Below are 25,718 nucleotides of genomic sequence, written 5' to 3'. Positions count from 1 at the left end.
CCCCGTCGCGGGGCCGGACGCGGGGCCCGTGCGGCTCGGTCACACGGCCCCTGGAGGCCCGCCCTCCCGCCGTAGGCTTCGTGCTGACCGGAGGGAGACATCGTGGGGACTGTGGCCGTACGGGTGCGGGGGCTCTGGAAGCGGTTCGGGCAGCAGGTCGCCGTGGGCGGGGTGGACCTGGAGCTGCCCGCGGGACGGTTCATCGGACTGGTCGGGCCCAACGGGGCCGGGAAGACCACCACGTTGTCCATGGTGACCGGGCTGCTGCGGCCCGATCAGGGCACGGTCGAGATCGCCGGGCACGACGTGTGGCGGGACCCGGTCGAGGTCAAGGCCCGGATCGGGGTGCTGCCGGAGGGGCTGCGGCTGTTCGAGCGGCTGTCGGGCCGTGAACTGCTCGCCTACACGGGCCGGTTGCGCGGGCTGCCCGGCGCCGAGGTCGACAAGCGGGCCACCCAGCTGCTCGACGTCCTCGACCTGGCCGGCGCCCAGCACAAGCTCGTCGTCGACTACTCGACCGGCATGCGCAAGAAGATCGGCCTGGCCGCCGCCCTGCTGCACAACCCCGAAGTCCTCTTCCTCGACGAGCCGTTCGAGGGGGTCGACCCCGTCTCCGCTCAGACCATCCGGGGCGTCCTGGAGCGGTACACGGCGTCCGGCGCCACGGTCGTGTTCTCCTCCCACGTCATGGAGCTCGTCGAGTCGCTGTGCGACTGGGTGGCGGTGATGGCCGCGGGCCGGATCCGCGCCCACGGCCCGCTCGCCGAGGTGCGCGGCGACGCGCCCTCGCTGCAACGGGCGTTCCTGGAACTCGTCGGCGCGGACGGCCGCGACACCGGCTCGGACCTGGACTGGCTCGGCGGGGGCTCCCGGTGAGCGCCCCCGCGATCACCCCGGTCGTCGTCCGGCTGAAGCTGTCCCTGCTGCGCAACGGGCTGCGGCAGTCGGGCGGCCGCCGGGCGGCGTACATCGCCTCGGCGGTCGTGGTGCTGCTGTTCGCCGCGCTCCAGCTGATCGGGCTGGTCGCGCTGCGCGGCTTCGACCACGTCGAGTCGCTGGTGGTGCTCCTCGTGGCGGTACTGGGGCTGGGCTGGGCGGTGATGCCGCTGTTCTTCCCCGGCGGCGACGAGACGCTCGACCCGACGCGGCTGGTGATGCTGCCGCTGCGGCCGAGGCCGCTGGTGCGGGCCCTGCTCGTGGGCTCGCTGGTCGGCATCGGGCCGCTGTTCACGCTGTGTCTGCTCACCGGTTCGGTGATCGCCGTCGCGCACGGAGGGGCGGCGTTCGCGGTGGGCGTGCTCGCCGTCCCGCTGGCGCTGCTGGTGTGCGTGGCGCTCGCGCGGGCGGTCGCCACCGCCAACGTACGGCTGCTCACCAGCCGCAAGGGGCGGGACCTCGCGGTGCTCAGCGGACTGGTGATCGCGGTCGGCGCGCAGGTGGTCAACTTCGGCGCGCAGCGGCTCGGTTCGTCCGGTCTGGAGCAGCTGGACCCGGCGGCGCGGGTGGTGCGGTGGCTGCCGCCTGCGTCGGCGCTCGGCGCGGTGCACTCGGCGGGCGAGGGGTCGTACGGCGTCGCCGCCGCGCAACTCGCGCTGAGCGGCGCGGCGTTGGCGGGGCTGCTGGTGCTGTGGTCGCGGTCGCTGACCCGGTTGATGACCTCGCCGGACGGCTCCACCCTCCAGGCCCAGGACTCCCGGGTCCGTGAGCGCGGGGCGGGCGGGCTCGCCCGGCTGCTGCCCCCGGGCCGTACCGGCACGGTCATGGAGCGCACCCTGCGCTACGTCTGGCGCGACCCCAAGACGAAGGCCGCGTGGGTGACCTCGCTGGCGGTCGGGCTGATCGTGCCGGTGTTCAACGCCTGGCAGGGCACCGGCTCGGTCTACTTCGCCTGCTTCGCCGCCGGGATGCTCGGCATCCAGATGTACAACCAGTTCGGGCAGGACACCTCCGCGTTCTGGATGGTCGCGATGACGATCTCCTCGACCCGGGACGCGTACGTCGAGCTGCGCGCCCGCGCGCTGGCACTGCTGCTGGTCACCCTGCCGTACGCCGCGCTGGTCACCGTGCTGACGACGGCGATGCTGGGGGACTGGGCGCGGCTGCCGGAGGCGCTGGGGCTGTCCTTCGCGCTGCTCGGCGCGATGCTCGCGACGGGTGCGTGGACGTCGGCCCGCTTTCCGTACTCCATCCCGCAGGAGGGGTACAAGAACGTGGCCCCGGGGCAGACCGGGCTGGCCTGGATCTCGATCTTCGGTGGCATGGTCGCGGCGGCGGTGCTGTGCGCGCCGGTCATCGCGCTCACGGTCTGGCTGAACGTGAGCGAGGCGGGGCACGGGCTGCTGTGGCTGCTGCTGCCGGGGGGCACGGTGTACGGCGCGGGGCTGGCGCTGGTGGGGCTGCGGCTGGCGGCGCCGCTGACGGTGCGGCGGCTGCCGGAGATTCTCACGGCGGTCAGCAAGGGTTGAGAGGGCTGGGGCCCTGGGGCCCTGGGGTCCGTAGGGGGCGCCTGCGGGCCGTGGTGGCGCGGGGGTGTCCGTCCTCGGTCCGGCGCGGAATCGGTCGGTCGAGAAGCGGGGGTGTGGACGCGCCGGCCGGCGGCGCGGAGGGGGCAGTCGTACGCTCCAGGGCCGGCCGGTGCTCGCTGGGGGGCGGGTCAGTCCTCGTCGAGGGATTCCAGGAAGGGTTCGATGGCGGAGAGCCAGGTTTCCGGCTGGTCGTAGTGGACGAGGTGGCCGGCGTCGGCCACTTCCGCGTACTGGCCGCGGGGCAGGACACGCACCATCTCCTGGGCCTCCGCGCGGCCCAGCTCGCCGTCGAGGCCGCGGACCACCAGGGCGGGGCAGCGCACCTGGGCCAGCTCCTCCCAGTGCGCGTCGTACACCCATGTCTCGCGGGAGCGGAGCATCTGGTCGGTGTCGAACACCGGACGCCAGCCGTCGGGGGACTCGGCCATCACCTCGGCGTAGAACTCGCCGCGCGCCGGGTTGGGCCGCTCCACCCAGGGGTCGTCCTCCCCGAACCACTTGCGGACGTCGGCGAGCGTGGCGAACGGGACCGGCCAGGCCTTGAACCACTCGGCCCACACACGCTGCGACGCCGCTCCCAGGGCGGAGGCCCGCATGTCGCAGACGACCAGTCCGCGGACCAGGTCGGGCCGCTTGGCGGCCAGCTGCCAGGCGGTCAGCGCGCCCATGGCGTGGCCGATGAGGACGGTGGGGCCGAGGCCGAGCTGTTCCAGGGCGGCCTCGGCGTCGTCGACGTAGGCGTCACGGGTGAAGGAGGCCTGCGGGGGCTTGTCGCTGCGGCCGTGGCCGCGCTGGTCCAGGGCGACCGCGCGGTAGCGCGCGGAGAGCCGGCGGGCGGTGGACGCCCAGTGCGAGGCGCGGCCCATCAGGCCGTGGAGTAACAGCACGCCCGGGGTGTTCCGCGCCTCCGGGTCGGCCCCGTCCTTGGGCGGGTCGCCGAACTCCCAGGCGGCGAGCCGTACGCCGTCCGCCCCGGTCACGTCGATGCGTCGCGCCATGTGCCTGGCACCCCCCAAGCTCGCTGCCCGTTGTACTGGACCTGCTGTTGTTTCTGCCTGCAGATTATCGAATGCGCATTCGAAAACGGCTTCTCGCCCGGCAACACCCCTCGTTCGAGTGACCTGCCGCGGGGATTGACGGCCGCGTCTCGGGGGAGATCTTCAACGGGAGGCGGACCGCTCGGGGAAACCGGTCCGAGGGGAATGACCCTGAGAGCTCGGGGCTCCGGGTCAGCACAGGGGAGGACAGGCCCCGGCGCCGTGCGGCGCCGGGGCTCCTCACGTGGTCACGGCACATCGTCCCGCCCCTCCCCGGCCGGGTGACATCGCTGTCGGGTCCGGCCAAGAACCCCTCAGGTCATATGCCTCACGCGACAGCGTCGCACGCGAACCCGGCGAGCGCTGCCATTCGACGGACTGGATCTTGGAATCGGCGCGTTCGCACCGGCGGTCAGGGCTTGGCGACGAAGACGTGGGAGGCCACGTCCGACTCCAGCTCGGCGGCCTCGCCGCTGCTGCCCACCAGCACCCCGCCCGCCGACTCCGTCACGCTCACCACCGAGCCGGGCTGCACACCGGCCCGGCGCAGCGTGTACATCAGCTGCGCGTCCGTCTGGATCGGCTCGCCGATCCGGCGCACCACGACCGTCTTGCCCTCGGCGCCCGGGTCGAGATCGGCCAGCGAGACCATGCCCTCGTCCAGGAACGGGTCGGCGCCGTCCTTCTCGCCCAGCTCCTCCAGGCCCGGGATCGGGTTGCCGTACGGCGACTCGGTCGGGTGCCGCAGCAGCTCCAGCACACGGCGCTCCACGGCCTCGCTCATCACGTGCTCCCAGCGGCACGCCTCGGCGTGGACCTGCTCCCACTCCAGGCCGATCACGTCGACCAGCAGACACTCGGCGAGGCGGTGCTTGCGCATCACGCGGGTGGCCAGCCGGCGGCCCTCCTCCGTGAGCTCCAGGTGCCGGTCGGAGGCGACGGACACCAGGCCGTCGCGCTCCATCCGCGCCACCGTCTGGCTGACCGTGGGCCCGCTCTGGTCGAGCCGCTCGGCGATCCGGGCGCGCATGGGGACCACACCTTCCTCCTCCAGCTCGAGGATGGTGCGGAGATACATCTCCGTGGTGTCGATCAGTCCGGACATACATGCCCCTCGATGAGATCTGCGGATGGCTCTGCCGGAGGCTGGACGGCTCACCGGCGCGTGCGCTGGCCCAGGACTCAATTCTGACGCATGTGGCCGACAACCGGGCCGCGCCGTGGAAACGAGGAAACGCGCCGCGGGGAAACCGCCCCGCAGGGCGCCGTGTTGACACGGCACTGGTCCAGACCGCACGGTGATCCGCAACACTTCCAGCCCGAAGGGACGCCGCATGAGCGACCGCACGCCCGCCGGTCAGTTCCTCGACGCCGCGATCGGCCTGCTGCGGCGGATCCGCGACGAGGAGGCGGGGTCCGTCGCGGCGGCGGGCACGCTGCTCGCCGACACGGTCGAGGGCGGCGGCCGTCTGTTCGCCTTCGGCGCCGGGCACTCCTCGCTCGCCGCGCAGGACGTCGTCTACCGCGCGGGCGGGCTCGCCCTGATGAACCTGCTCACCGTCCCGGGCATGGTCGGCGTCGACGTCATGCCGGCCACCCTGGGGTCCGCGCTGGAGCGCGTCGACGGGCTCGCGAGCGTCGTCCTGGACTCCTCGCCCCTCCGCGCGGGCGACACGCTGGTGATCGTCTCCCTGTCCGGGCGCAACGCGCTGCCCGTGGAGATGGCCATGAAGGCCCGCGAGCTGGGCGTGAAGGTCATCGGCGTGACCTCGGTGGCGTACGCGGCGCAGACCACCTCGCGGCACTCCTCCGGGACGTTCCTGAAGGACCACTGCGATGTCGTCCTGGACTCGGGGATCGCGGTCGGGGACGCGGAGCTGACGCTCGACACCGTGCCCGCGCCCTTCGCGCCCGCGTCCACGGTCGTCACCTCCGCGCTCCTCCAGGCCGTCGTGGCCACCGCCGCCGCCGCCCTCGCCGACCGGGGCATCGAGCCCCCGCTCCTGCGCTCGGGCAACGTGGACGGCGGCACCGAGTGGAACGCCCGCGTCCTGGAGCAGTACGCCGACCGGATCTTCTACCAGCACTGAGACGCGCGGTCAGTCCCCGGGGCCGAGGAGGGCGGACAGGTCCAGGGCCGTGGCGATGTGGGCGGCGACGTCCTCCGCGTACATGGTGTCCGCGCGTTCGAACGCCGTGCGGCCCGCGCCGCGCAGAAACGTCACGGCACCGAGCGTGCGGCCCCGGCTGCGCAGCACCGTGCACAGGGCGTGCACCGTGTCCGCCGGCCACTGCCGGGACACCGCCCAGGCTCGGGCCCGCTCGGCGCCCACGGACCCCGCGCTCGCCCGCACCGTCCCGGAGCGCTCCACGCTCTGCAGCGCCGGGTGCCCCTCGCCGTACCGCACCGGCAGCCCCGCCTGCCCGGCGAGCCGGCTGGGCCCCGGGGCGCCGCCGGAGGGGGTGGCGGCGATCCGCACCAGCCGCGCCCGCGCGGCCCCCTCCGCCTCCGCGCTCGCGGCGGGGTCGGCCACGCGGTCGATCAGCGCGTGGTCGGCGAACCCGGCGAGCGCGAAGTCCAGGTGGACCGTCGCCGCCTCCGCCGGGTCCTCGCACTCCGCGGCCGCGCGCGCCGCGCGGTGCAGCTGCTGCGCGCGGAAGCGCAGCAGCGACGCCTCCTGCTCGCCCTGCCGGGCGTCGGTCACGTCCTGGAACATCCAGCCGACCCCGAGCGGAACCGGCTCCTCCGCGAGCGGGGAGGCCAGCCGCACGAAGCCGCTGCGCCAGCACCTGCGCCGTTCGCCCTCCGGCGTGCGCACACTCACCCACAGCTCGGCGGGCGCGGGCGGCGCGCCCTCCGCGAGGACATGGGTGAGCGCGCTCTCCAGTTCCTCCACGCCCTGCGCCAGCAGATCCCCCAGCGGACGCCCCAGTACGGACGTCCGGCCCGCGCCGAGCGCCCGCGCGGCGTGCGCGTTCACCACCGCGGGCCGCAGATCGGCGTCGACCAGGACGACGCCCCAGCTCGCGTCCTCCAGCAGTGCCTCACTCAGCGCGATCGACCGCTCCAGGTCGATCTGCGCGTGCACCTCGCTGAACGCGCAGTACACCCCCGCCGGCTTCCCGTCCGGCCCGCGCACGGCGGCGGACTGGGTGCGCACCAGCACCCGGCCGCCGTCCTTCGTCAGCAGCGCGAACTCGTTCACCTGCCGGCCCGGCGCGTCCATGGCCGACATCAGCCGCGCCTCGACCTCCTCGGCGTCCGCGCTGCGCACGGCCCACCCGGCGAACCCGCGCCGGCCCACCGCCTCGGCCGCGGTCCACCCGAGGATCCGCTCCGCCTCGCGGTTCCAGTGCGTCACGACCCCGTCCGCGTCGAGCGCGCACAGGGCGGCGTCCATGCCGTCCAGCAGCGCGGCGAGCAGATCGGAGCCGTCCGAACCCTCCCGCGCGGGCTCGGGCTCGTCCGGCCCCAGCTCGTCGGTGGTCCCCTTACGCCGGGAAGCACTCACCTGGACCCCCTGCAGGCTGCGTCCGCACGTACGGCACGACGGTTCGCTCACTTGCAATCATTCAACTTGAACGTGACTCAGCGCACATCGAGTTCCCACAAGATTGAGCGAATCGTTGCGCGACGTCGTCCGATCTGCCCGCCCACGAGGCAAAAGGCGCCGCCCCGGGCGTCCCCCCGGGGGCCGGTCCCGCAGCGGCGGAACACACCGCGCGCCCTCGACGGGCCCCTCGCGTCGGCGAACCGGCCGCCGTCCCGGTGGGCGGCGGCCCGCGGTCTCCGGCCGGTTCAGCGGTTCTCGAACCGGGTCCAGAAGTGGTGGACGATCTCGTCGAGGTAGCGCCGCCCGTTCTCGCCGGACGCGGCGCCGCCGGCCCGGCTGAGGGTGGCCGCCATGAGCGTCTGGTACTCGTCGTGCAGGGCGCGCAGCGTGCTCTTCAGCTCGCGGCGCTCCAGGGAGAGCAGGTCGGCGATGTCGCGGATGTGGGCCTGCCAGCGGGTGGAGACGGCCTCGGTGAGCAGCCGGGCCAGCTCCTCCTCGCCGCCGGTGATGGAGAGCAGGGCCCGTGGCGGGAGCCCGAGGACGGCTCCGAGGAGGGCCGACTCGCGCCGGCCGCCGGTCCAGCGGCCGGTCTCCTCCATGGCGAGGTAGGCGCGCAGGGTGAGACCGGTCGCGCGGGCGACGTCCTCGGGGGCGACCCCGCGCGCGATGCGGTGCTCCCGCAGGGTGCGCGGGGCCCCCATGAGGTCGCGGGGCGCGCACCACAGGGCACCGGCCAGGGCGGTGAGTTCGTGGGCGTCGGGGACGGCGAGGCCGCGTTCCCAGGCGGTGATGTGGTCGGGGGTGACGTGGGTCATTCCGTAGGAGGCGCGCATGCCGTAGGCGACGTGGCCGGGGGCCATCCCGACCTTCTCGCGCAGGATGCGGGCGGCGCGTGCGCTGAAGGGGAGTGGAGGATGCACGGTGCGAGAGTAGGGAGCGACGCAGGGTGAACACCACGGCCACTGTCGCCTGCATCCCGTTATGGCGGGAAGGTCGCCGCCGATTCTGTAGGAAGCAACGGAGATCATTGCGCTCGCAACTTCCGTTTCCTGCAGAGGTGTTGACGTCGTGGCCCCGCTCCGTAGGATCCGCTCGCAGGCTGCCGCAGGTGTGACCGCATACCGACTGCCGCGTTCCCCGGCGGCACCGTCGTGCATTCGTCCCCCGCGCACGCCCAGGAGATTCCCCGATGAAGACCATGACGACCGGCCAGGCCGACCCCGCACCCCCCAGGGGCGACGGCGCCCTCGACCGGTTCTTCCGCATCAGTGAACGCGGATCGACGTACGGCCGTGAGATACGCGGTGGATTCGCGACGTTCTTCACGATGGCGTACATCCTCGTGCTGAACCCGATCATCCTCGGCAGCACCGAGGACAAGTTCGGTGACAAGCTCGATCCGGCCCAGCTGGCGACCGCCACGACGCTGGTGGCGGCCGTGATGACGCTCATCATGGGTGTGGCAGGCAATCTGCCGCTCGCCCTGGCAGCGGGCCTGGGTCTGAACGCCGTCGTCGCCTTCCAGATCGCTCCCCTGATGAGCTGGGACGACGCGATGGGGCTCGTCGTGCTCGAGGGTCTGCTGATCTGCGTGCTGGTGCTGACCGGTCTGCGCGAGGCCGTCATGCACGCCATCCCGCAACCGCTCAAGCAGGCCATCAGCGTCGGCATCGGCATGTTCATCGCGTTCATCGGCTTCGTGGACTCCGGGTTCGTCACGCGCATCCCCGACGCGGCCAACACCACCGTGCCCGTCCAGCTCGGCACCGGCAGCCTCACCGGCTGGCCCATGCTCGTGTTCTGCCTCGGCGTGCTGCTGACGGTCGTCCTCATGGCCCGCAAGGTGCGCGGCGCCATCCTCATCAGCATCGTGGCGATGACCGTCCTCGCCGTCGTCATCAACGAGCTGGCCGACGTCAAGTCCTGGGGCCTGACCGCGCCCGAGCTGCCGGACAAGCCCGTCGCCGCGCCCGACTTCGGGCTCCTGGGCCAGTTCGACCTGCTGGGCTCGTTCGGGCAGATCAGCGTGCTCACCGTCGTCCTGCTGATCTTCACGCTGATCCTGTCCGACTTCTTCGACACCATGGGCACGGTCGTCGGCGTCACCGCCGAGGCCGGACTGCTCGACGAGCGCGGGCAGGTCCCCGGTCTGGGCCGGGTCCTGCTCATCGACAGCGCGGCGGCCGTCGCGGGCGGCGCGAGTTCGGCCTCGTCGGCCACCACCTACATCGAGTCCGCGGCCGGTGTCGGCGAGGGCGCCAGGACCGGCTTCGCCAACCTCGTCACCGGCGGCCTGTTCGCGCTCGCCCTCTTCTTCACCCCGGTGCTGACCATCGTGCCGATGCAGGCCGCCTCCCCCGCCCTCATCGCGGTGGGCTTCCTGATGATGACGCAGGTCAGGCACATCGACTGGAACCGCTACGAGCTCGCCGTCCCGGCGTTCCTGACCATCGTCGTCATGCCGTTCACCTACTCCATCAGCAACGGCATCGGCGCGGGTTTCATCGCCTACGTGGTCATCAAGGCGTGCCTGGGCAAGGCGCGTGAGGTGCACTGGCTGCTCTGGGGCACCGCCGCGCTGTTCCTGGCCTACTTCGCCATCGAGCCGGTGAAGCAACTTCTGGGCATCTGACCTGGGCGGACCGTCTCCGGCCGATGCCGTGAGGAAAAAAGCGGTTGATCCGAGGAGAAACGCTTCCTAGGGTGGCGGTACTTCGGAAAGGAGGTGGTTCGGCAGATGTATGCACACCGGACGGAAGAGGTGGCTGCGGGCTAGTGGCCCGCCGTCGTACTCGGTTCGGCGCCGGGCCAGCGTGTGCGAGAGACACGCAGCCGGCCTAACCCAACGCAGTCACCCGACCCGCGAGTCGCCGGTAACGTCCGGCCGGCTCCTCCCCAGGGAGGAACCAGACTCGCGGGTCGCCTGCGTTTCCGGGGGCCCGTGCTCAGTGGGCGATGTCCGCGTACCCCCCGATCTCGCGCGGGTCGCGGCTGCCGGGGCCGATGTAGCGCGCCGAGGGCCGGACCAGGCGGCCGGTGCGCTTCTGCTCCAGGATGTGCGCCGACCAGCCCGCCGTACGGGCGCAGGTGAACATCGAGGTGAACATGTGGGCCGGGACCTCGGCGAAGTCCAGCACGATGGCGGCCCAGAACTCGACGTTGGTGGCGAGGACCCGGTCGGGGCGGCGGGCGTGCAGTTCCGCCAGCGCGGCCTTCTCCAGCGCCTCGGCGACCTCGAAGCGCGGGGCGCCCAGCTCACGGGCCGTGCGGCGCAGCACGCGGGCGCGGGGGTCCTCCGCGCGGTAGACGCGGTGGCCGAAGCCCATCAGCCGTTCGCCCCGGTCGAGGGCCTGTTTGACGTACGCCTCGGCGTCCCCGGTGCGCTCGATCTCCTCGATCATGCCCAGCACGCGCGAGGGCGCGCCGCCGTGCAGCGGGCCGGACATGGCGCCGACGGCGCCCGAGAGGGCCGCCGCGACGTCCGCGCCGGTCGAGGCGATGACCCGCGCGGTGAACGTGGAGGCGTTCATGCCGTGCTCGGCGGCCGACGTCCAGTACGCGTCGACGGCGGCGACGTGCCGCGGGTCGGGCTCGCCGCGCCAGCGGATCATGAACCGCTCGACGACGGACTCCGCCTTGTCGATCTCGCGCTGCGGCACCATGGGCCGGCCCTGGCCGCGCGCGGACTGGGCGACGTACGACAGGGCCATGACGGCGGCGCGGGCGAGGTCGTCGCGGGCCTGCCCGGCGTCGATGTCGAGCAGCGGTTTCAGGCCCCACACGGGGGCCAGCATGGCCAGCGCGGACTGCACGTCGACGCGGATGTCGCCGGAGTGCACGGGGATCGGGAACGGCTCGGCGGGCGGCAGTCCGGGGTTGAACGCCCCGTCGACGAGCAGCCCCCAGACGTTGCCGAAGGACACGTGACCGACCAGGTCCTCGATGTCGACGCCCCGGTACCGCAGGGCGCCGCCCTCCTTGTCGGGTTCGGCGATCTCCGTCTCGAACGCGACGACTCCTTCGAGCCCGGGTACGAAGTCGGACATCAGGCGGCTCCTCGTGAGGTGGGTGAGCGATGGTGTTGTGGGTGGGACGACCATGTGCCGCTCAGGTCGGTGCGATGCGGGCGCGTCCGGTGGATCCGCGGTCGGTGTGCGGGACTCGCGGTCTGGACGTCATCCCTGTGATGCCCGGCTGGCGGTCACCCAACCGGATCAGTGCCAGCACGATATCCCCGGGTGCCGGCTTTGGGGAGGGTTCGCGGCACTCAGTGCCATCGCATGAGGAAGGGCACCGTTTCCCCGGGCGCCGGGCGCATGCGGCAGGATGACGGCGTGACCGACCGCGACGCCGCCCCCATGGATCTCGCCTCGATGCGCAAGCAGTACCGGAGCGAGGGGCTCTCCGAGACCGATCTGGCCGCCACCCCCGTCGAGCAGTTCGCGCGCTGGTTCCGGCAGGCCGCGACGGACGGCGGCCTGTTCGAGCCGAACGCCATGATCGTCTCGACGGCGGACGCGGCGGGCCGGCCCAGCTCCCGCACGGTGCTGCTGAAGCACTTCGACGACGACGGTTTCGTCTTCTACACCAACTACGACTCCCGCAAGGGCCGGGACCTGGCCGAGAACCCGCACGTCTCGCTGCTGTTCCCCTGGCATCCGATGGCCCGGCAGGTCATCGTCACCGGGACCGCGCGCCGCACCGGCCGCGACGAGACGGCCGCCTACTTCCGCACCCGGCCGCACGGCTCCCAGCTGGGCGCGTGGGCCAGCGGCCAGTCATCGGTGATCGCCGGCCGCGCGGAGCTCGACGCGTCCTACGCCGACCTGGCGGCCCGCTACCCGGAGCACGAGCAGGTGCCGGTACCGCCCCACTGGGGCGGCTTCCGGGTGGTCCCGCGCGCGGTGGAGTTCTGGCAGGGCAGGGAGAACCGGCTGCACGACCGCCTGCGGTACGTCGCCGGGGCGGGCGGGGGCTGGCGGGTGGAGAGGCTGAGCCCGTGAACGGGCGGGACTCCCGCGGACGGGACGAGGAGGCGGCGCTGTCGCCGGCCGAGGCGGCGGTCGAGGCCCGCGCCCTCGCCGCGCGCGGAGATGTCACGGCGGACGACGTCGCCGACGTCCTCCGCGCGGTGCGCGAGGCCCGCGAGCGGGCGTGATCGCGCGGGTTCTCACAGCTTGCCCCAGACGTACGTGGTGCGGTGACCGTCGAGCAGCTCGGCCAGCCCGGCGCGGAAGGCGTCGGTGAGGTCGGGCCAGTTCCAGAACTCGAAGCCCAGGCAGCCGAAGGCGAGCGGGGCCTCGTCCCAGGCCCAGTCCGGAACGGCGACGGAGGTCGCGCAGGCGGGGCAGTCGACGGTCGCGGTGCCGGTGTCGTACCACGTCCGCATGGCGGTGCCGAAGCGCTGCCAGGTCTCGTCCCCCAAGGGGGTGGAGGCTCCGCAGCGCGGACAGAGGGCCGCGCCGGGCATGTCCGCGCCGCTGGTGAAGCCGGTGCGGCGGGTGTGGACGGCGAGTCCGTCCCAGGGCTCGAGGTCCCAGTCGTCGGTCACCGCACGCTCCCAGTGCGGGCCCGGCGGATGCCCCAGGGGCTGTCCGGGGACGCATTTCGCGCGTTCGGCGAGGACGACGCCCTCCGCCACGAGCCGTTCCACCACCCGCCGGGCGAGCCGGGCGGCGTCCGCCTCGTCCGCGTCGAGGTCGACGATCACCTGGAACCGGTCGCCCATGGGTCAGCCCAGCGCCTCGTCCAGCAGCGCCGCCCACTGCGCCACCACCCGCTCCCGGCGGGCCCCGTCGTCCGTGAGGAGGTTGGCGAGACCGAGGCCGCGGGCCATGTCGAGGAGGCCCTGGACGGTCTCGCGGACGCCGGGGCGGGACTCGTCGGCGCCGAGCAGGTCGACGGCGATGCGGTGGGTCTCGCGGCCGACGCGTGACTCCAGTTCGGTCACGCGCGGCCGCAGTTGCTCCTCGTTGGAGGCGGCCACCCACAGGTGCAGGGCGGCGCGGAAGAGCGGGCCGGTGTAGAGGTCGACCAGTGCGGCGATCACCGCGCGGCGGTCGTCGGCCCGGGCGCCCTCGGGGAACAGGGCGCGCAGGGCGGTGGAGCGTTCCTCGGCGACGTACTCGACGGCGGCCGTGAACAGGTCCTCGCGGGTCGGGAAGTGGTGCTGGGCGGCTCCCCGGGAGACGCCCGCGCGTTCGGCGACGACGGAGACCGTGGAGCCCGCCCAGCCGTGTTCGGCGAGGCAGGCCACGGCGGCCTCCAGGAGCCGCTGCCGGGTGGCCCGGCTGCGGTCCTGCTTGGGGACTCGTTCGGCACGGTCGGCCGTGCTCACACCACCCATTCCGGATCCCGTCGTTCGAGGAAGGCCGTCATTCCCTCGCGCGCGGGGGCGGAGGCGAAGAGGCGGGCCGAGAGCGCGGTCAGGCCGGCCGCGTCCCGGTCGAAGGTCTCCAGCACCCTAGCCGTGAGCAGCCGCTTCGTCTCGGCCAGGGCTTCGGGCGCGGCTCTGCGCAGGCCGTCCAGGACGGGCGCGAGGACGTCGTCCACGTCGTCGCCGGCCGCGGTGAGCAGGCCGGTGCGGGCGGCCTCGGCGGCGTCCAGGCGCTCCCCGGTGAGGAAGTAGCGGGCCAGGGCGCGCGGGTCGGTGCGGTGCACCAGCGGCAGGGAGACGACGGCCGGGGCGACCCCGATGCGGACCTCGGTGAAGGCGAACGTCGCCGCGCGGGAGGCGACGGCGATGTCGCAGGCGGCGACCAGCCCGATGCCGCCCGCGCGGACGTGCCCGGTGACCCGCGCGACGACCGGCCGGGGCAACTCGACGATCTGCCGCAACAGGCCGACGAGGGCCTGTGGCGCGGGCGGGTCGCGCAGGTCGGCGCCCGCGCTGAAGGTGGTGCCGGTGTGGGTGAGGACCACCGCGCGGACGCCGGTGTCCGCGCCCGCGTCGGCCAGCGCGCCGGCCAGTTCGCCGACGAGCGCCGCGGACAGGGCGTTGCGGCGTTCCGGGGCGTCGAGGGTGAGCGTCTCCACGCCCCGTTCGCGGGTGCGGCCGATCAGGGTCACGAGGGCTCCTTGTGCGCCGCGCGGAGTTCACGGCGCAGGATCTTGCCGGAGGCGGCGCGCGGGACGGCGTCGACGAAGGTGACGCGCCGGACCCGCTTGTAGGGGGCGACGCGTTCGGCGACGTACATCATGACCTCGCCCTCGGTCGGCTGCGGGGCGGACGGCTGCCGGACGACGTGGGCGTGCGGGACCTCGTTGCCGTCCTCGTCGTAGACGCCGACGACGGCGGCGTCGGCGATGCCGGGGTGGGTGAGGAGCAGCGCCTCCAGTTCGGCGGGGGCGACCTGGAAGCCCTTGTACTTGATGAGTTCCTTGACGCGGTCGACGACGAACAGCCAGCCGTGCTCGTCGACGTGCCCCACGTCCCCGGTGTGCAGCCAGCCGTCCGGGTCGATCATCGCGGTGGTGGCGTCGGGACGCCCGAGGTAGCCCTTCATCACCTGGGGGCCGCGGATGAGGATCTCGCCGGACTCGCCGGGGCCGAGGTCCCTGCCGGGGTCGTCGAGGGAGACGATGCGCATCTCGGTGCCGGCGATGAGCTTGCCGACGGTGCCCGGCGGCGCCTCCCGCATGGCGTCCAGGGGGACGACGTGGGTGCCGGGCGAGAGTTCCGTCATGCCGTAGGCCTGTCCGACGGGCGGCAGTCCGAGCCGCCGGGAGCAGGCGGCGGCGAGGGCCGCGTCCAGGGGCGCGGCGGCGCTGACGACGTGCTTCAGGGAGCTGAGGTCGTACTGGGCGACCAGCGGGTGCTTGGCGAGGGCCAGCACGATCGGCGGGGCCACGTACAGGCCGGTGATGCGGTGGTTCTGGACGGCCGCGAGGAACGTCTCCAGGTCGAAGCGGGGCAGGACGACGACGGTGGCGCCCTGCCGCAGGGGCGCGTTCATCAGGGCGGTCAGCCCGTAGATGTGAAAGAAGGGCAGTACGGCGAGGATCCGGTCGCCCGGACCGGTGGTGATCAGCGGCTGGAGCTGGGCGAGGTTGGTGGCGATCTGCCGGTGGGTGAGCATCACGCCCTTGGGGGTGCCCGTGGTGCCCGAGGAGTACGGCAGGACGGCGACGTCCTCCACCGGGTCGATGCCGACCGCCGGTTCGGGGGCGGTGGAGGCCAGCATGTCGATCAGGGAGCGGTGTCCGGGCGCGCTGTCGCAGACGAGGATCTCCCGGACCCCGCCGGCCAGTCCGGCGGCCCTGCGCGCGGTGTCCAGCAGCGGCGACACGGTGACGATCCAGCGGGCCGCGCAGTCCTTCAGCTGCTTGGCGAACTCCTCGGCGGTGGCCAGCGGGTGCACGGTGGTGACGGAGGCGCCCGCGCGGGTGGCCGCGTAGAAGGCGGTCGGGAAGGCGATCGTGTTGGGGCTGTGCAGGGCGAGCACGTCCCCCTTGCGCACACCGGCCTCGGCCAGGCCGGCGGCGACGCGCCGGTGGAACCGGTCGACCTGCTCGTACGTGAGGGTGGTGCCGTCGGTGCCGTCGATCAGCGCCGGGGTGCCGCCGAACTCGGCGGCCCGGCCCAGTACGGCGTCGTGGATGGGGAGTTCGACGGGCTCTACGTCTGCGTACTCGCTGCGGAACATGGTTCCTCCAGGACGGGCGCGGCGGCCTAGTACGACTTGGGCAGGCCCAGGGTCTGGTGGGAGACGTAGTTGAGGATCATCTCCCGGCTCACCGGCGCGATACGGGACACGCGCGCGGCCGTGATCAGCGAGGCGAGCCCGAACTCGCGCGTGAGGCCGTTCCCGCCGAGGGTGTGCACGGCCTGGTCGACCGCCTTCACACAGGCCTCGGCGGCGGCGTACTTGGCCATGTTGGCGGCCTCGCCCGCGCCCGTGTCGTCCCCGGCGTCGTACAGGTGGGCGGCCTTCTGCATCATCAGGCGGGCGAGTTCGAGGTCGATGTGCGCCTGGGCGAGCGGGTGGGCGATCGCCTGGTGGGCGCCGATGGGCGTGCTCCATACGGTGCGTTCCCGCGCGTACGCGACGGCGCGGGACAGGGCGAAGCGGCCCATGCCGATCGCGAACGCGGCGGTCATGATGCGCTCGGGGTTGAGTCCGGCGAACAACTGGAGCAGACCCGTGTCCTCTCCCCCGCTGCCCGAGGCGTGGGAGGTGCCCCCGCCGACGAGCGCGTCGGCGGGCAGCCGTACGTCGTCGAGGGTCAGCTCGAACTGTTTCTCCACGGCGTTGAGTTCCATGTCGATCTGCCGGCGCCGGAAGCCGGGGGTGTCGCGCGGGACGATGAACAGGCAGGGCTTGAGGCGTCCGGTGCGGGCGTCCTCCGTACGGCCGACGACGAGGGTGGCGTCGGCGATGTCGACGCCGGAGACGAACACCTTGCGGCCGGTGAGGAGCCAGTCGGTGCCGTCCCTGCGGGCCGTGGTGGTGATGCGGTGGGAGTTGGAGCCGGCGTCGGGTTCGGTGATGCCGAAGGCCATCAGGCGGCTGCCGTCGGCCATGGCGGGCAGCCACTCCCGCTTCTGCGCCTCGGTGCCGAAGCGGGAGAGGACGGTGCCGCAGATCGCCGGGGAGACGATCATCATCAGGAGGGGGTTGCCGGCGGCGCCCATCTCCTCCAGGACGAGGCAGAGTTCGGTGATGCCGGCGCCCCCGCCGCCGTAGGCCTCCGGCAGGTTGACGCCGATGTAGCCCAGCTTGGCGGCCTCCCGCCAGAACTGGGTGTTGTCGGTGCCGGGGGTGCGGGGGTGGCCGTTCGCGAACGCGGCGACCGCTGCGCGCAGGGCCCGGTGGTCCTCCGACTCGATGAGGGTGCTCATGCGACTCCTTCGACTGCTGGTCGTGTGGGCTGCTCGCGCGGTTCCGGCGTCCTCAGGCGGGCCGCACCACCGCCAGCACCGTGCCCGGCTCCACCTGCTGTCCCGTCACGGCGTGCAGGGCGCTGAGGGTGCCCGTCGCCGGGGCGGTGATCCTGTGCTGCATCTTCATCGCCTCCAGCCACAGGAGGGGCTGTCCGGCCTCCACGCGGGCGCCCTCGGCCAGCCCCTCCGCGATGCGGACGACCGTGCCGGGCATCGGGGCCAGCAGGGAGCCCGGGGCGTGCTGGGCGGCGGGGTCGGGGAAGCGGGGCAGGGCGGTGAGGGCGGTGGCGCCCACGTACACGCGGTCGCCGTACCGGCTGACCTCGAAGCGGCGCCGTACGCCGTCCACGTCGAGGACCACCAGCCCGGCGTCGGCGTGGACGACCCGCACGCCGTCGGCCGCGAGGCCGTCCCGTGTGTGCCGGTAGCGCACCTCGTGCTCCTCCCCCGCCAGTTCGTAGCGCTTGGTCTGCGGCAGCGACGGCAGGTTGCGCCAGCCGCCGAAGCGGGAGCGGCCGTGGGCGCCGGCGAGGGCGGCGGCCAGCGGGGCGTACGGGTCCGGGGCCGGCTCGGTGAGGGCGTCGAGGTGGCGGTCGTAGAAGCCGGTGTCCATGCGGCCCTCCGCGAACTCCTTGTGCCGCAGCGAGCGGACGAGGAGGTCCCGGTTGGTGGCCGGGCCGTGGATCGCCGCGCGTTCCAGGGCGGAGGCCAGCTTGCGGACCGCCTCCGCGCGGGTGGGCGCGTGGGCGACGGCCTTGGCGAGCAGGGGGTCGTAGTGGACGCCGATGTCGTCGCCGTCGGTGTAGCCGGTGTCCAGGCGGACGCCGCCGGGGACGGCGAGGCGGTGCAGGCGGCCGGTCTGCGGGGCCCAGCCGCGGGCGGGGTCCTCGGCGTACAGGCGCGCCTCGACGGCGTGCCCCCGCGCGCGCGGGGGATCGTCGTCCAGCGCGTGCCCCTCGGCGACGCGGATCTGCTCGGCGACGAGATCGACGCCGAACACGGCCTCCGTGACGGGGTGTTCCACCTGGAGGCGGGTGTTCATCTCCAGGAAGTGCGCCCGCTCCCCGGCGACGAGGAACTCCACGGTTCCGGCGCCGACGTAGCCGACCGCGCGGGCGGCCCGTACGGCGAGGTCGTGCAGTTCGCCGGTGAGCCGCCCGGACAGGCCGGGCGCCGGGGCCTCCTCGATCACCTTCTGGTGGCGGCGTTGGAGGGAGCAGTCGCGGGTGCCGAGCGCCCACACCGTGCCGTGCGTGTCGGCGAGGATCTGCACCTCCACATGGCGTCCGCCCTCCACATAGGGCTCGACGAACACCTCGCCGTCGCCGAAGGCGCTGGCGGCCTCCGCGCGGGCGGCGGCCCGTTCGCCGTCCAGGTCCGCGAGCCGCCGTACGACGCGCATCCCGCGCCCGCCGCCGCCCGCCGCCGCCTTCACCAGCACCGGCAGGTCGGCCTCGGTGACCTCGCCCAGGGGCGCGATGCCCATCAGCTCCTTGGCGCGCGTCTTGGACGCCATCGCCTCGATCGCCTCCGGCGGCGGCCCGATCCACACCAGGCCCGCGTCACGGACGGCGCGCGCGAAGCCGGCGTTCTCGGAGAGGAATCCGTAGCCGGGGTGCACGGCGTCCGCGCCGGCCGCGAGGGCCGCCTTCACGATCAGGTCGCCGCGCAGATAGGTGTCGGCGGGCGCCGACCCCGGCAGCCGTACCGCCGTGTCGGCCACGCGCACGTGCAGGGCCCCCTCGTCGGCGTCCGCGTGCACGGCGACCGTCCGGATGCCCAGCTCGCGGCAGGTGCGGGCGACACGGCAGGCGATCTCGCCCCGGTTCGCGATCAGTACGGAATCGATCATCAGCCTCACATCCGGAAGACGCCGAAGCCACCGCGCGCGCCCTCGTAGGGCGCGGTGCGGATGGCCGACAGGCACAGGCCGAGGACGGTGCGGGTGTCGCGCGGGTCGATGACGCCGTCGTCGTACAGCCGCCCGGACAGGAACATCGGCAGCGACTCGGACTCGATCTGCTGCTCCACCATGGCGCGCAGCGCCGCGTCCGCCTCGTCGTCGTACGGCTGTCCCTTCGCCGCCGCCGACTGCCGGGCGACGATGGACAGCACGCCGGCGAGCTGCTGCGGGCCCATGACGGCGGACTTGGCGCCGGGCCAGGCGAACAGGAACCGCGGGTCGTAGGCGCGTCCGCACATGCCGTAGTGCCCGGCGCCGTAGGACGCGCCCATGAGCACGGACAGGTGGGGCACCTTCGAGTTGCTGACCGCGTTGATCATCATCGCGCCGTGCTTGATGATGCCGCCCTGCTCGTACTCCGTGCCGACCATGTAGCCGGTGGTGTTGTGCAGGAACAGCAGCGGGATGTCGCGCTGGTTGGCGAGCTGGATGAACTGGGCCGCCTTCTGGGACTCCTCGCTGAACAGGACCCCTTGGGCGTTGGCGAGGATGCCGACGGGACAACCGTGGAGGGTGGCCCAGCCGGTGGTCAGGCTGGTTCCGTACAGCGGTTTGAACTCGTCGTAGTCGGAGGCGTCGACGATCCGCGCGATGACCTCGCGCGGGTCGAAGGGGATCTTCAGGTCGCCCGGGACGATGCCCAGCAGCTCGTCCTCGTCGTACTTGGGGGGTGCCGCCGGTCCCGGATCGCCGTACGCCTTGCGGTGGTTGAGGCGGGCGACGACGCGGCGGGCCTGGCGGAGCGCGTCCGGCTCGTCGACGGCGAAGTGGTCGGCGAGGCCCGACACGCGCGCGTGCATCGCGGCGCCGCCCAGCGACTCGTCGTCGCTCTCCTCGCCGGTGGCCATCTTCACCAGCGGCGGGCCGCCGAGGAACACCTTCGCCCGCTCCTTGACCATGATCACGTGGTCGGACATGCCGGGGATGTACGCGCCCCCGGCGGTGGAGTTGCCGAAGACGACGGCGATCGTCGGGATGCCGGCCGCCGACAGCCGGGTCAGGTCCCGGAAGATCGCGCCGCCCGGGATGAAGATCTCCTTCTGCGAGGGCAGGTCGGCCCCGCCGGACTCCACCAGGCTGATCACGGGCAGCCGGTTGGCACGCGCGATCTCGTGGGCGCGCAGGGCCTTGCGCAGGCTCCACGGGTTGCTGGCACCGCCGCGCACGGTCGGGTCGTTGGCGGTGATCAGGCACTCCACGCCCTCGACGACACCGATCCCGGTGACGAGCGAGGCGCCGACCGCGTACTCGCTCCCCCAGGCCGCCAGCGGGGACAGTTCCAGGAACGGCGTGTCCGGGTCGAGGAGCAGTTCGATGCGCTCGCGGGCGAGCAGCTTGCCGCGCCGGCGGTGCCGTTCGACGTACTTCTCGCCGCCGCCCGCGAGGGCCTTGGCGTGCTCGGCGTCGAGTGCGGCGAGCTTGTCGAGCATCGCCTCGCGGTGCTCGCGGTAGTCGGGGCCGGTCGTGTCGAGGGCGGAGCCGAGGACCGTCACAGCGGGGCCTCCGGGGTGTCTGGGACTGTCACAGCGGGCCTCCGAGGCGTCGAGGGCGCGAGGGTGTCGAGGGCGTCGAGGGCGTCGAGGGCGTCGAGGATCGTCACAGCAGGGCCTCCCGTGCGTCGTCGCGGCCCTTCACAGCAGGGCCTGCGGGATGTCGAGGTGCCGGGAGCGCAGCCATTCGCCGAGGGCCTTGGCCTGCGGATCGAAACGGGCCTGCGCGGCCACGCCCTCGCCGAGGATCCCCTCGACGACGAAGTTCAGCGCGCGCAGGTTCGGGAGGGTGTGCCGGGTGACGGGCAGGGTGCGGGCCTCGGGGATCAGCTCCCTGAACCGGTCGGTGGTCAGCTCGTGCGCGAGCCAGCGCCAGGCGTCGTCGGTCCGCGCCCACACACCCACGTTGGCGTTGCCGCCCTTGTCCCCGCTGCGGGCACCGGCGACGAGACCGAGGGGGGCGCGGCGCACCGGCCCGGCCGGAAGCGGCTCCGGCAGCGGCGGTTCCGGCACCGTGTCGAGTACGGCGGTGTCCTCGGCCGTCGGCACGGGCACACGGCGGCCGTCATGGAGGACGGCCACATGGTCGACGTCACCATGGGGGACGTACACATCCTGGAACACCCCATAGGGGGCGCCCTTCCCCGGTGGCGCCATCACATGGAACCCGGGATAGCTCGCCAGTGCCAGCTCGACGGCGGCCCCGCTCAGCGCCCGCCCGACCGCCTCCTGTCCCGGGTCGCGTACGACGAGCCGCAGCAGCGCGCTCGCGGTCTCCTCGGTGCCCGCGTCGGGCCGGTCGGTGCGCACCAGCTCCCAGCGCACCTCGGCGGGCGGCGACGTGGCGAGCGCGTCGGTCATCTGCTCCCGAACGAGCGCCGCCTTGGCCTCGATGCCGAGCCCGGTGAGCACGAACACGACCTCGTTGCGGAAGCCGCCGAGCCGGTTGAGCCCGACCTTCAGCGCGGGCGGCGGCGCCTCGCCCCGGACGCCTTCGACACGGACCCGGTCGGGTCCGTCCTGGGTGAGCCGTACGGTGTCCAGCCGGGCGGTGACGTCGGGTCCGGCGTACCGGGCGCCGCCGGTCTCGTACAGCAGTTGCGCGGTGACCGTGCCGACGTCGACGAAGCCGCCGGTGCCGGGGTGCTTGGTGATGACGCTGCTGCCGTCGGGGTGGATCTCGGCGAGCGGGAATCCCGGCCGCCGGAGGTCGCCGGGCGGGCGCTCGCCGAAGAAGGCGTAGTTCCCGCCGGTGGCCTGTGTCCCGCACTCCAGCACGTGCCCGGCGACGACGGCCCCCGCGAGCCGGTCGTGGTCCGTGGCCGTCCAGCCGAAGTGGGCGGCGGCGGGCCCGGTGACCAGGGCCGCGTCGGTGACCCGCCCGGTGACGACCACGTCGGCCCCCGCGCGGAGGCACTCCGCGATCCCGGCCCCGCCGAGGTAGGCGTGGGCGGCGAGACTGCCGGGGTACCGCGCGGTGAGGTCGTCGCCCTCGACATGGGCGACCCGCACCGGGATGCCCAGCCGCGCGGCGAGCTGCCGTACGGCGTCCGCGAGCCCGGCGGGGTGGAGTCCGCCCGCGTTGGTGACGAGCCGGACCCCCCGCTCGTGGGCGAGGCCCAGGCACTCCTCCAGTTGCCGCGGGAAGGTGCGGGCGTATCCGGCGTGCGGGTCCTTCAGCCGGTCGCGCGCGAGGATCAGCATGGTCAGCTCGGCCAGGTAGTCGCCGGTGAGGACGTCCAGCGGGCCGTCGGTGAGCATCTCGCGCAGGGCGTCGAAGCGGTCGCCGTAGAAGCCGGAGGCGTTGCCGATGCGCAGGGGTGTCGCGGTCACCGCGCGATGTCCCCCCTCGGCTCCCGCCCGTCTCCGGGCGGGCCGGCGAAGGCCTGGGCGATGTCCAGCCAGCGGTCGGCGTCGGGGCCCTCGGCGGTGAGGGCGAGGTCCGCGCGGTGGGCGCGTCGGGTGACCAGCAGGCAGAAGTCGAGGGCGGGCCCGGTGACGCGCTGCGGGGCGTCCTCGGGGCCGTGGGCCCACAGCTCGCCGCCCGGTGCGACGAGTTCGACCCGGAAGGGGTCGGCGGGCGGGGTGAGCCCGTGCACCCCGTAGGCGAAGTCGCGGGTGCGCACCCCCAGCCGGACCACATGCCTGAGCCGCGCGCTGGGTGGCCGCATCACACCGATCGCGTCCGCAACGTCCAGTCCATGGGCCCACGTCTCCATGAGACGGGCGGTCGCCATGGAGGCGGCGGACATGGGTGGCCCGTACCAGGGGAACCGTGCCCCGTCCGGCGCCTCCCGGAGTGCCTTCTCCAGCGCCGCGCGCCCCTCACGCCACCGTGCGAGCAGGTCGTCGGGCGCGGACCGGGCGTACTCCTCGGCGCCCTCGTCGACGAAGGTGTGCGGGGCGGCGAGGGCCTTCTCCACCAGGGCCTGGAACCCGGCCGCGTCGGTGACGGCGAGCAGCGCGGAGCGGTCGGTCCAGGTGAGGTGGGCGATCTGGTGGGCGACGGTCCAGCCGGCGGCGGGCGTCGCGCGCGCCCACCCCCGTGGGTCCAGCCCGGCCACCAGCCGGTCCAGCTCCTCGCTCTCCTCACGCAGGTCGTCGATCACGGGCGTCGGATCGGACACGAGGCGCTCCCCTCGGGACACGGACACGGCGGTGTGTGCGGCGCGGTTGCGTGGAGCATGGCAGCAGGAAGAAAAACAATCAAGCATGCTTGCTGGATTTACGCCGGTTGACATAGCCAGTAGCCGGTGGCGCCCCTTTCCCGGTGCGTGAGAGCGGGGTCCGCATGACGGAATCGAGTTGACCCGGACAGGGCGAGGATTCATCGTCAGGCATGTAACTCCTTTACGGTCCTGTCCTCCCCGAAGGGGCTGGAGGTCATTACTCTGGACCGGGCAGTGCATTGTGGTGCACTATGTCGGCAGGAGTTGCACCCGTACGAGTCCCCAGGAAGGCCCCGTGACCACCCCCAGCGCCGCCACCCCGTCCACCGCGCCCGCGACGGGGCAGCTCGGCAGCCACGCGCCCGCACCGGCCGGTGCGCCGCACCGGCGGGGAGCCCTCGGACCGGTGGGTCTGGTGCTCGCCGGCGGGATCTCCGTGCAGTTCGGCGGAGCCCTCGCCGTGACCCTCATGCCACGGGCCGGCGCGCTCGGGGTCGTCACACTGCGGCTGCTGGTGGCCGCGCTCGTGCTGATGGTGCTGTGCCGGCCCCGGCTGCGCGGGCACTCGCGCGCCGACTGGGGCACGGTGGTCGTCTTCGGCGTCGCCATGGCCGCGATGAACGGGCTCTTCTACCAGTCCGTCGCCCGCATCCCGCTCGGCCCGGCGGTCACGCTGGAGGTGCTCGGCCCGCTCATCCTGTCCGTCCTGGCCTCCCGGCGGGCGGTCAACCTCGTCTGGGCCGCGCTGGCCCTCGCCGGCGTGTTCCTCCTCGGCGGCGGAGGCTTCAGCAGCCTCGATCCACTGGGAGTCGTCTTCGCCCTGGGCGCCGGCGCCATGTGGGCGGCGTACATCGTCTTCAGCGCGCGTACGGGCCGCCGCTTCCCGCAGGCCGACGGACTCGCCCTCGCCATGGCCGTGGCGGCGGTGCTCTTCCTGCCGCTCGGCGTCATCGAGTCCGGCGCGAAGCTCGTCGACCCGACGACCCTCGCCCTGGGCGCCGCGGTCGCACTGCTGTCCTCCGTGCTCCCGTACACCCTCGAACTCCTCGCGCTGCGCCGCCTGCCCTCCTCCACCTTCGCCATCCTGATGAGCCTGGAACCGGCCCTCGCGGCCACCGCGGGCTTCCTGATCCTCGACCAGGCCCTCGCCGCCACCGAGGCCGCCGCCATCGCCCTGGTCATCGCGGCGAGCATGGGGGCGGTACGAACCCAGGTGGGCCGGGGACGCGCCAAGAAGGCAGGGGCCGCCTCCTGACGGGGCCGCCTCCTGACGGGGGGTGCCTCCTGAGGATCGCGGGGTGCGGCACGGCCCGTCGGGGCTAGAGTCGCTCTCGTCTCTCGAATCAATCGGGCCCCGGCACGGGCGACCCTCCCGCCGAGGGCACGAAGGGAACAGCAGCATGAGCGTGCAGCACAGCGAGACCGCCGGCGACCGTCCGCTGATCCCTCGCCCCGAGCGCACACCGGGCGCCCTGCGTGCAGCGTGCGCCGTGGTCGCGCCCGACCTTCTGGCGGCGTACGACCAGGCGAAGGACGAGGCGCTCGCCGAGGCGGTGGAACACGGTTCCCTCAAGCCGGTCCACGCCTACCTCAGCCACTGGGCCGCTCTGATCGAGATCGAGCGCCACCCTGCCACGGCGAAGGAGTACCACCGGGCCGAGTACCTCGCCCGGATCGCCACCACGGCGGACGAGGCGCGCAGACACCTCGGGACGGCGAGCTTGCTGTACCGGGAGGCTTCCAGGGCGGTACACGCGGAGTGACCTGGCGCTGGGAGTACGTACCCGATCAGGAAACAGTGGCGGCGGGCGCTCCGGCGGCGTTCCTCGCCGAGGTGGAGAAGACGGCCGGCGAACTGGTCAGGGCGGCGGAGGTACTGCATCTCCACGGCCCCGGGTATCAGGGCGCGGACGAGGGGGCGAAGCACGCGTTCGTCGCCGGCGGCTTCTTCGTCTTCATGGTCACGCCGCGCTCGGAACTCGTCACCATCTGGCAGGTGACGCCGGATCCGCTGCCCTGACGAAGCGGCGCGGGGCACGGGACGCGTATGCGTACGCGTACGCCGCTGCCGGTACCGTCCCCATGGCGCGTCCCGCGCCCGCTCCACCCCATCGACCGAGGTTCCGTGCGACGTCTCCTTGCCCGCCTCTGGCGGTTCCTGCGCCCCTTCCAGAGCCGCGTCATGTGGTTCCTGAACGCCAAGTTCGTCGTCGGCGTGACCGGGGTCGTACGTGACGAGGAGGGGCGGGTACTGCTGCTCCGGCACCGGATGTGGCCGCCCGGCCGCCAGTGGGGACTGCCGAGCGGCTTCGCCCGCAAGGGCGAGGACTTCCGGGCCACCGTCGTGCGCGAGGTCAAGGAGGAGACCGGCCTCGACGTGGAGACGGGCGGCCTGGTCATGCTGAACAGCGGCCTGCGCACCCGGGTGGAGGTGGCCTACGAGGCCCGCCTGCTGGGCGGCGAACTGCGCCTGGACCCCTCCGAGATCCTGGAGGCCCGCTGGTGCCACCCGGACGACCTCCCCGAGGGCGTCCAGACGGTGAGCCGGGTACTGGCGCGGGGTGAGACGGCACCCTGAGGGCGCCGGTACCGCTGCG

24 protein-coding genes are annotated in these 25,718 nt (G+C 73.3%); 10 read left to right on the top strand and 14 right to left on the bottom strand.

The genetic code is table 11. The features are described from left to right. Nucleotides 1–99: 99 nt before the first annotated feature. Entirely contained in the window at nucleotides 100–876 is a 777-nt protein-coding gene (locus FHX78_RS19325) for an ABC transporter ATP-binding protein (RefSeq protein WP_145868674.1), read from the top strand. Beyond that, complete coding sequence (locus tag FHX78_RS19320) at nucleotides 873–2,465, top strand: transporter (protein ID WP_145868673.1); 1,593 nt, start codon at nucleotides 873–875, stop codon at nucleotides 2,463–2,465. Before FHX78_RS19325 ends, FHX78_RS19320 begins: the two co-directional genes overlap by 4 nt. Nucleotides 2,466–2,653: 188 nt before the next feature. Here the strand turns inward: FHX78_RS19320 and FHX78_RS19315 are convergent, their stop codons facing one another. Beyond that, nucleotides 2,654–3,523 carry an alpha/beta fold hydrolase gene (locus FHX78_RS19315; RefSeq protein WP_145868672.1) on the bottom strand — a complete coding sequence of 290 codons (870 nt, stop codon included), beginning with the start codon at nucleotides 3,521–3,523 and terminating at the stop codon, nucleotides 2,654–2,656. Nucleotides 3,524–3,974: 451 nt separating this feature from the next. Further along, on the bottom strand, nucleotides 3,975–4,667 hold the full coding sequence (locus tag FHX78_RS19310) for an iron-dependent transcriptional repressor DtxR (RefSeq protein WP_145868671.1): 693 nt from the start codon (nucleotides 4,665–4,667) through the stop codon (nucleotides 3,975–3,977). Nucleotides 4,668–4,896: 229 nt separating this feature from the next. On the opposite strand from FHX78_RS19310, the gene FHX78_RS19305 reads away from it, so the two are divergent. Continuing rightward, the gene (locus FHX78_RS19305; protein ID WP_145868670.1) at nucleotides 4,897–5,652 is read left to right on the top strand and encodes an SIS domain-containing protein; all 756 of its coding nucleotides are present in this window, start codon (nucleotides 4,897–4,899) and stop codon (nucleotides 5,650–5,652) included. A 9-nt stretch (nucleotides 5,653–5,661) separates the two neighbouring features. On the opposite strand, the gene FHX78_RS19300 is transcribed toward FHX78_RS19305, so the two are convergent. Both FHX78_RS19300 and FHX78_RS19295 read right to left on the bottom strand, forming a co-directional pair. Further along, entirely contained in the window at nucleotides 5,662–7,074 is a 1,413-nt protein-coding gene (locus tag FHX78_RS19300) for a PAS domain-containing protein (protein ID WP_145868669.1), read from the bottom strand. A 287-nt stretch (nucleotides 7,075–7,361) separates the two neighbouring features. Next, nucleotides 7,362–8,036: a helix-turn-helix domain-containing protein gene (locus FHX78_RS19295; RefSeq protein ID WP_145868668.1), complete on the bottom strand. Its 675-nt coding sequence runs from the start codon at nucleotides 8,034–8,036 to the stop codon at nucleotides 7,362–7,364. A gap of 269 nt (nucleotides 8,037–8,305) precedes the next feature. Between FHX78_RS19295 and FHX78_RS19290 the strand changes: the two genes are divergently transcribed. Next, nucleotides 8,306–9,748, top strand: a complete 1,443-nt coding sequence (locus tag FHX78_RS19290) for an NCS2 family permease (RefSeq protein ID WP_145868667.1) — start codon at nucleotides 8,306–8,308, stop codon at nucleotides 9,746–9,748. A gap of 313 nt (nucleotides 9,749–10,061) precedes the next feature. On the opposite strand, the gene FHX78_RS19285 is transcribed toward FHX78_RS19290, so the two are convergent. Beyond that, entirely contained in the window at nucleotides 10,062–11,162 is a 1,101-nt protein-coding gene (locus FHX78_RS19285; RefSeq protein ID WP_145868666.1) for a citrate synthase 2, read from the bottom strand. Nucleotides 11,163–11,432: 270 nt separating this feature from the next. Between FHX78_RS19285 and pdxH the strand changes: the two genes are divergently transcribed. Beyond that, complete coding sequence (pdxH, locus tag FHX78_RS19280) at nucleotides 11,433–12,119, top strand: pyridoxamine 5'-phosphate oxidase (protein WP_189908543.1); 687 nt, start codon at nucleotides 11,433–11,435, stop codon at nucleotides 12,117–12,119. Next, nucleotides 12,116–12,274: a hypothetical protein gene (locus FHX78_RS36845; RefSeq protein WP_167531801.1), complete on the top strand. Its 159-nt coding sequence runs from the start codon at nucleotides 12,116–12,118 to the stop codon at nucleotides 12,272–12,274. The genes pdxH and FHX78_RS36845 overlap by 4 nt, the downstream gene beginning before the upstream one ends. Nucleotides 12,275–12,286: 12 nt before the next feature. Here FHX78_RS36845 and FHX78_RS19275 read toward each other — a convergent pair whose 3' ends face one another. The 9 genes from FHX78_RS19275 to FHX78_RS19235 form a co-directional block, all read right to left on the bottom strand. Beyond that, nucleotides 12,287–12,844, bottom strand: a complete 558-nt coding sequence (locus FHX78_RS19275) for a hypothetical protein (RefSeq protein ID WP_145868664.1) — start codon at nucleotides 12,842–12,844, stop codon at nucleotides 12,287–12,289. Between the two features lie 3 nt (nucleotides 12,845–12,847). Next, the gene (locus FHX78_RS19270) at nucleotides 12,848–13,462 is read right to left on the bottom strand and encodes a TetR/AcrR family transcriptional regulator (RefSeq protein ID WP_189908544.1); all 615 of its coding nucleotides are present in this window, start codon (nucleotides 13,460–13,462) and stop codon (nucleotides 12,848–12,850) included. Beyond that, a complete protein-coding gene (locus tag FHX78_RS19265; RefSeq protein WP_145868662.1) occupies nucleotides 13,450–14,184 on the bottom strand; it encodes an enoyl-CoA hydratase family protein in 735 nt (244 codons plus the stop codon). Before FHX78_RS19265 ends, FHX78_RS19270 begins: the two co-directional genes overlap by 13 nt. Beyond that, nucleotides 14,181–15,761: a 4-coumarate--CoA ligase family protein gene (locus FHX78_RS19260; RefSeq protein WP_145868661.1), complete on the bottom strand. Its 1,581-nt coding sequence runs from the start codon at nucleotides 15,759–15,761 to the stop codon at nucleotides 14,181–14,183. The genes FHX78_RS19265 and FHX78_RS19260 overlap by 4 nt, the downstream gene beginning before the upstream one ends. A 26-nt stretch (nucleotides 15,762–15,787) precedes the next feature. Then, nucleotides 15,788–16,957: an acyl-CoA dehydrogenase family protein gene (locus tag FHX78_RS19255; protein WP_145868660.1), complete on the bottom strand. Its 1,170-nt coding sequence runs from the start codon at nucleotides 16,955–16,957 to the stop codon at nucleotides 15,788–15,790. Between the two features lie 52 nt (nucleotides 16,958–17,009). Beyond that, nucleotides 17,010–18,851 (bottom strand): acetyl/propionyl/methylcrotonyl-CoA carboxylase subunit alpha, encoded by a 1,842-nt coding sequence (locus FHX78_RS19250; RefSeq protein ID WP_145868659.1) that lies wholly within the window; start codon nucleotides 18,849–18,851, stop codon nucleotides 17,010–17,012. Between the two features lie 5 nt (nucleotides 18,852–18,856). After that, the gene (locus FHX78_RS19245; protein WP_145868658.1) at nucleotides 18,857–20,455 is read right to left on the bottom strand and encodes an acyl-CoA carboxylase subunit beta; all 1,599 of its coding nucleotides are present in this window, start codon (nucleotides 20,453–20,455) and stop codon (nucleotides 18,857–18,859) included. A gap of 138 nt (nucleotides 20,456–20,593) precedes the next feature. Then, the gene (locus FHX78_RS19240) at nucleotides 20,594–22,285 is read right to left on the bottom strand and encodes an acyclic terpene utilization AtuA family protein (RefSeq protein ID WP_145868657.1); all 1,692 of its coding nucleotides are present in this window, start codon (nucleotides 22,283–22,285) and stop codon (nucleotides 20,594–20,596) included. After that, complete coding sequence (locus tag FHX78_RS19235; protein ID WP_167531800.1) at nucleotides 22,282–23,079, bottom strand: TIGR03084 family metal-binding protein; 798 nt, start codon at nucleotides 23,077–23,079, stop codon at nucleotides 22,282–22,284. Before FHX78_RS19235 ends, FHX78_RS19240 begins: the two co-directional genes overlap by 4 nt. A gap of 337 nt (nucleotides 23,080–23,416) precedes the next feature. On the opposite strand from FHX78_RS19235, the gene FHX78_RS19230 reads away from it, so the two are divergent. The 4 genes from FHX78_RS19230 to FHX78_RS19215 all read left to right on the top strand — a co-directional run bounded on the left by FHX78_RS19230 (nucleotide 23,417) and on the right by FHX78_RS19215 (nucleotide 25,699). Further along, nucleotides 23,417–24,376, top strand: a complete 960-nt coding sequence (locus tag FHX78_RS19230; protein WP_145868655.1) for an EamA family transporter — start codon at nucleotides 23,417–23,419, stop codon at nucleotides 24,374–24,376. A gap of 145 nt (nucleotides 24,377–24,521) precedes the next feature. Continuing rightward, on the top strand, nucleotides 24,522–24,884 hold the full coding sequence (locus FHX78_RS19225; RefSeq protein ID WP_145868654.1) for a DUF6247 family protein: 363 nt from the start codon (nucleotides 24,522–24,524) through the stop codon (nucleotides 24,882–24,884). Continuing rightward, nucleotides 24,881–25,141, top strand: coding sequence for a hypothetical protein (locus FHX78_RS19220; protein ID WP_145868653.1), 261 nt, complete (start codon nucleotides 24,881–24,883; stop codon nucleotides 25,139–25,141). Before FHX78_RS19225 ends, FHX78_RS19220 begins: the two co-directional genes overlap by 4 nt. A 105-nt stretch (nucleotides 25,142–25,246) precedes the next feature. Beyond that, complete coding sequence (locus FHX78_RS19215; protein WP_167531799.1) at nucleotides 25,247–25,699, top strand: NUDIX hydrolase; 453 nt, start codon at nucleotides 25,247–25,249, stop codon at nucleotides 25,697–25,699. Nucleotides 25,700–25,718: the final 19 nt, after the last annotated feature.

Source organism: Streptomyces capillispiralis (assembly GCF_007829875.1).
GTDB classification, from domain to species: Bacteria; Actinomycetota; Actinomycetes; order Streptomycetales; family Streptomycetaceae; genus Streptomyces; species Streptomyces capillispiralis.
The sequence above is the reverse complement of the archived record's forward strand: the minus strand, read 5'-3'. Positions and strand labels throughout refer to the sequence as shown.

Bases quoted from the DNA above. Each gene is read 5' to 3' on its own strand.
- FHX78_RS19315 (WP_145868672.1), bottom strand. From the start codon at position 3,523: ATGGCGCGACGCATCGACGTGACCGGGGCGGACGGCGTACGGCTCGCC.
- FHX78_RS19310 (WP_145868671.1), bottom strand. From the start codon at position 4,667: ATGTCCGGACTGATCGACACCACGGAGATGTATCTCCGCACCATCCTC.
- FHX78_RS19305 (WP_145868670.1), top strand. From the start codon at position 4,897: ATGAGCGACCGCACGCCCGCCGGTCAGTTCCTCGACGCCGCGATCGGC.
- FHX78_RS19290 (WP_145868667.1), top strand. From the start codon at position 8,306: ATGAAGACCATGACGACCGGCCAGGCCGACCCCGCACCCCCCAGGGGC.
- FHX78_RS19285 (WP_145868666.1), bottom strand. From the start codon at position 11,162: ATGTCCGACTTCGTACCCGGGCTCGAAGGAGTCGTCGCGTTCGAGACG.
- pdxH (WP_189908543.1), top strand. From the start codon at position 11,433: ATGCGGCAGGATGACGGCGTGACCGACCGCGACGCCGCCCCCATGGAT.
- FHX78_RS19275 (WP_145868664.1), bottom strand. From the start codon at position 12,844: ATGGGCGACCGGTTCCAGGTGATCGTCGACCTCGACGCGGACGAGGCG.
- FHX78_RS19270 (WP_189908544.1), bottom strand. From the start codon at position 13,462: ATGGGTGGTGTGAGCACGGCCGACCGTGCCGAACGAGTCCCCAAGCAG.
- FHX78_RS19260 (WP_145868661.1), bottom strand. From the start codon at position 15,761: ATGTTCCGCAGCGAGTACGCAGACGTAGAGCCCGTCGAACTCCCCATC.
- FHX78_RS19255 (WP_145868660.1), bottom strand. From the start codon at position 16,957: ATGAGCACCCTCATCGAGTCGGAGGACCACCGGGCCCTGCGCGCAGCG.
- FHX78_RS19250 (WP_145868659.1), bottom strand. From the start codon at position 18,851: ATGATCGATTCCGTACTGATCGCGAACCGGGGCGAGATCGCCTGCCGT.
- FHX78_RS19225 (WP_145868654.1), top strand. From the start codon at position 24,522: ATGAGCGTGCAGCACAGCGAGACCGCCGGCGACCGTCCGCTGATCCCT.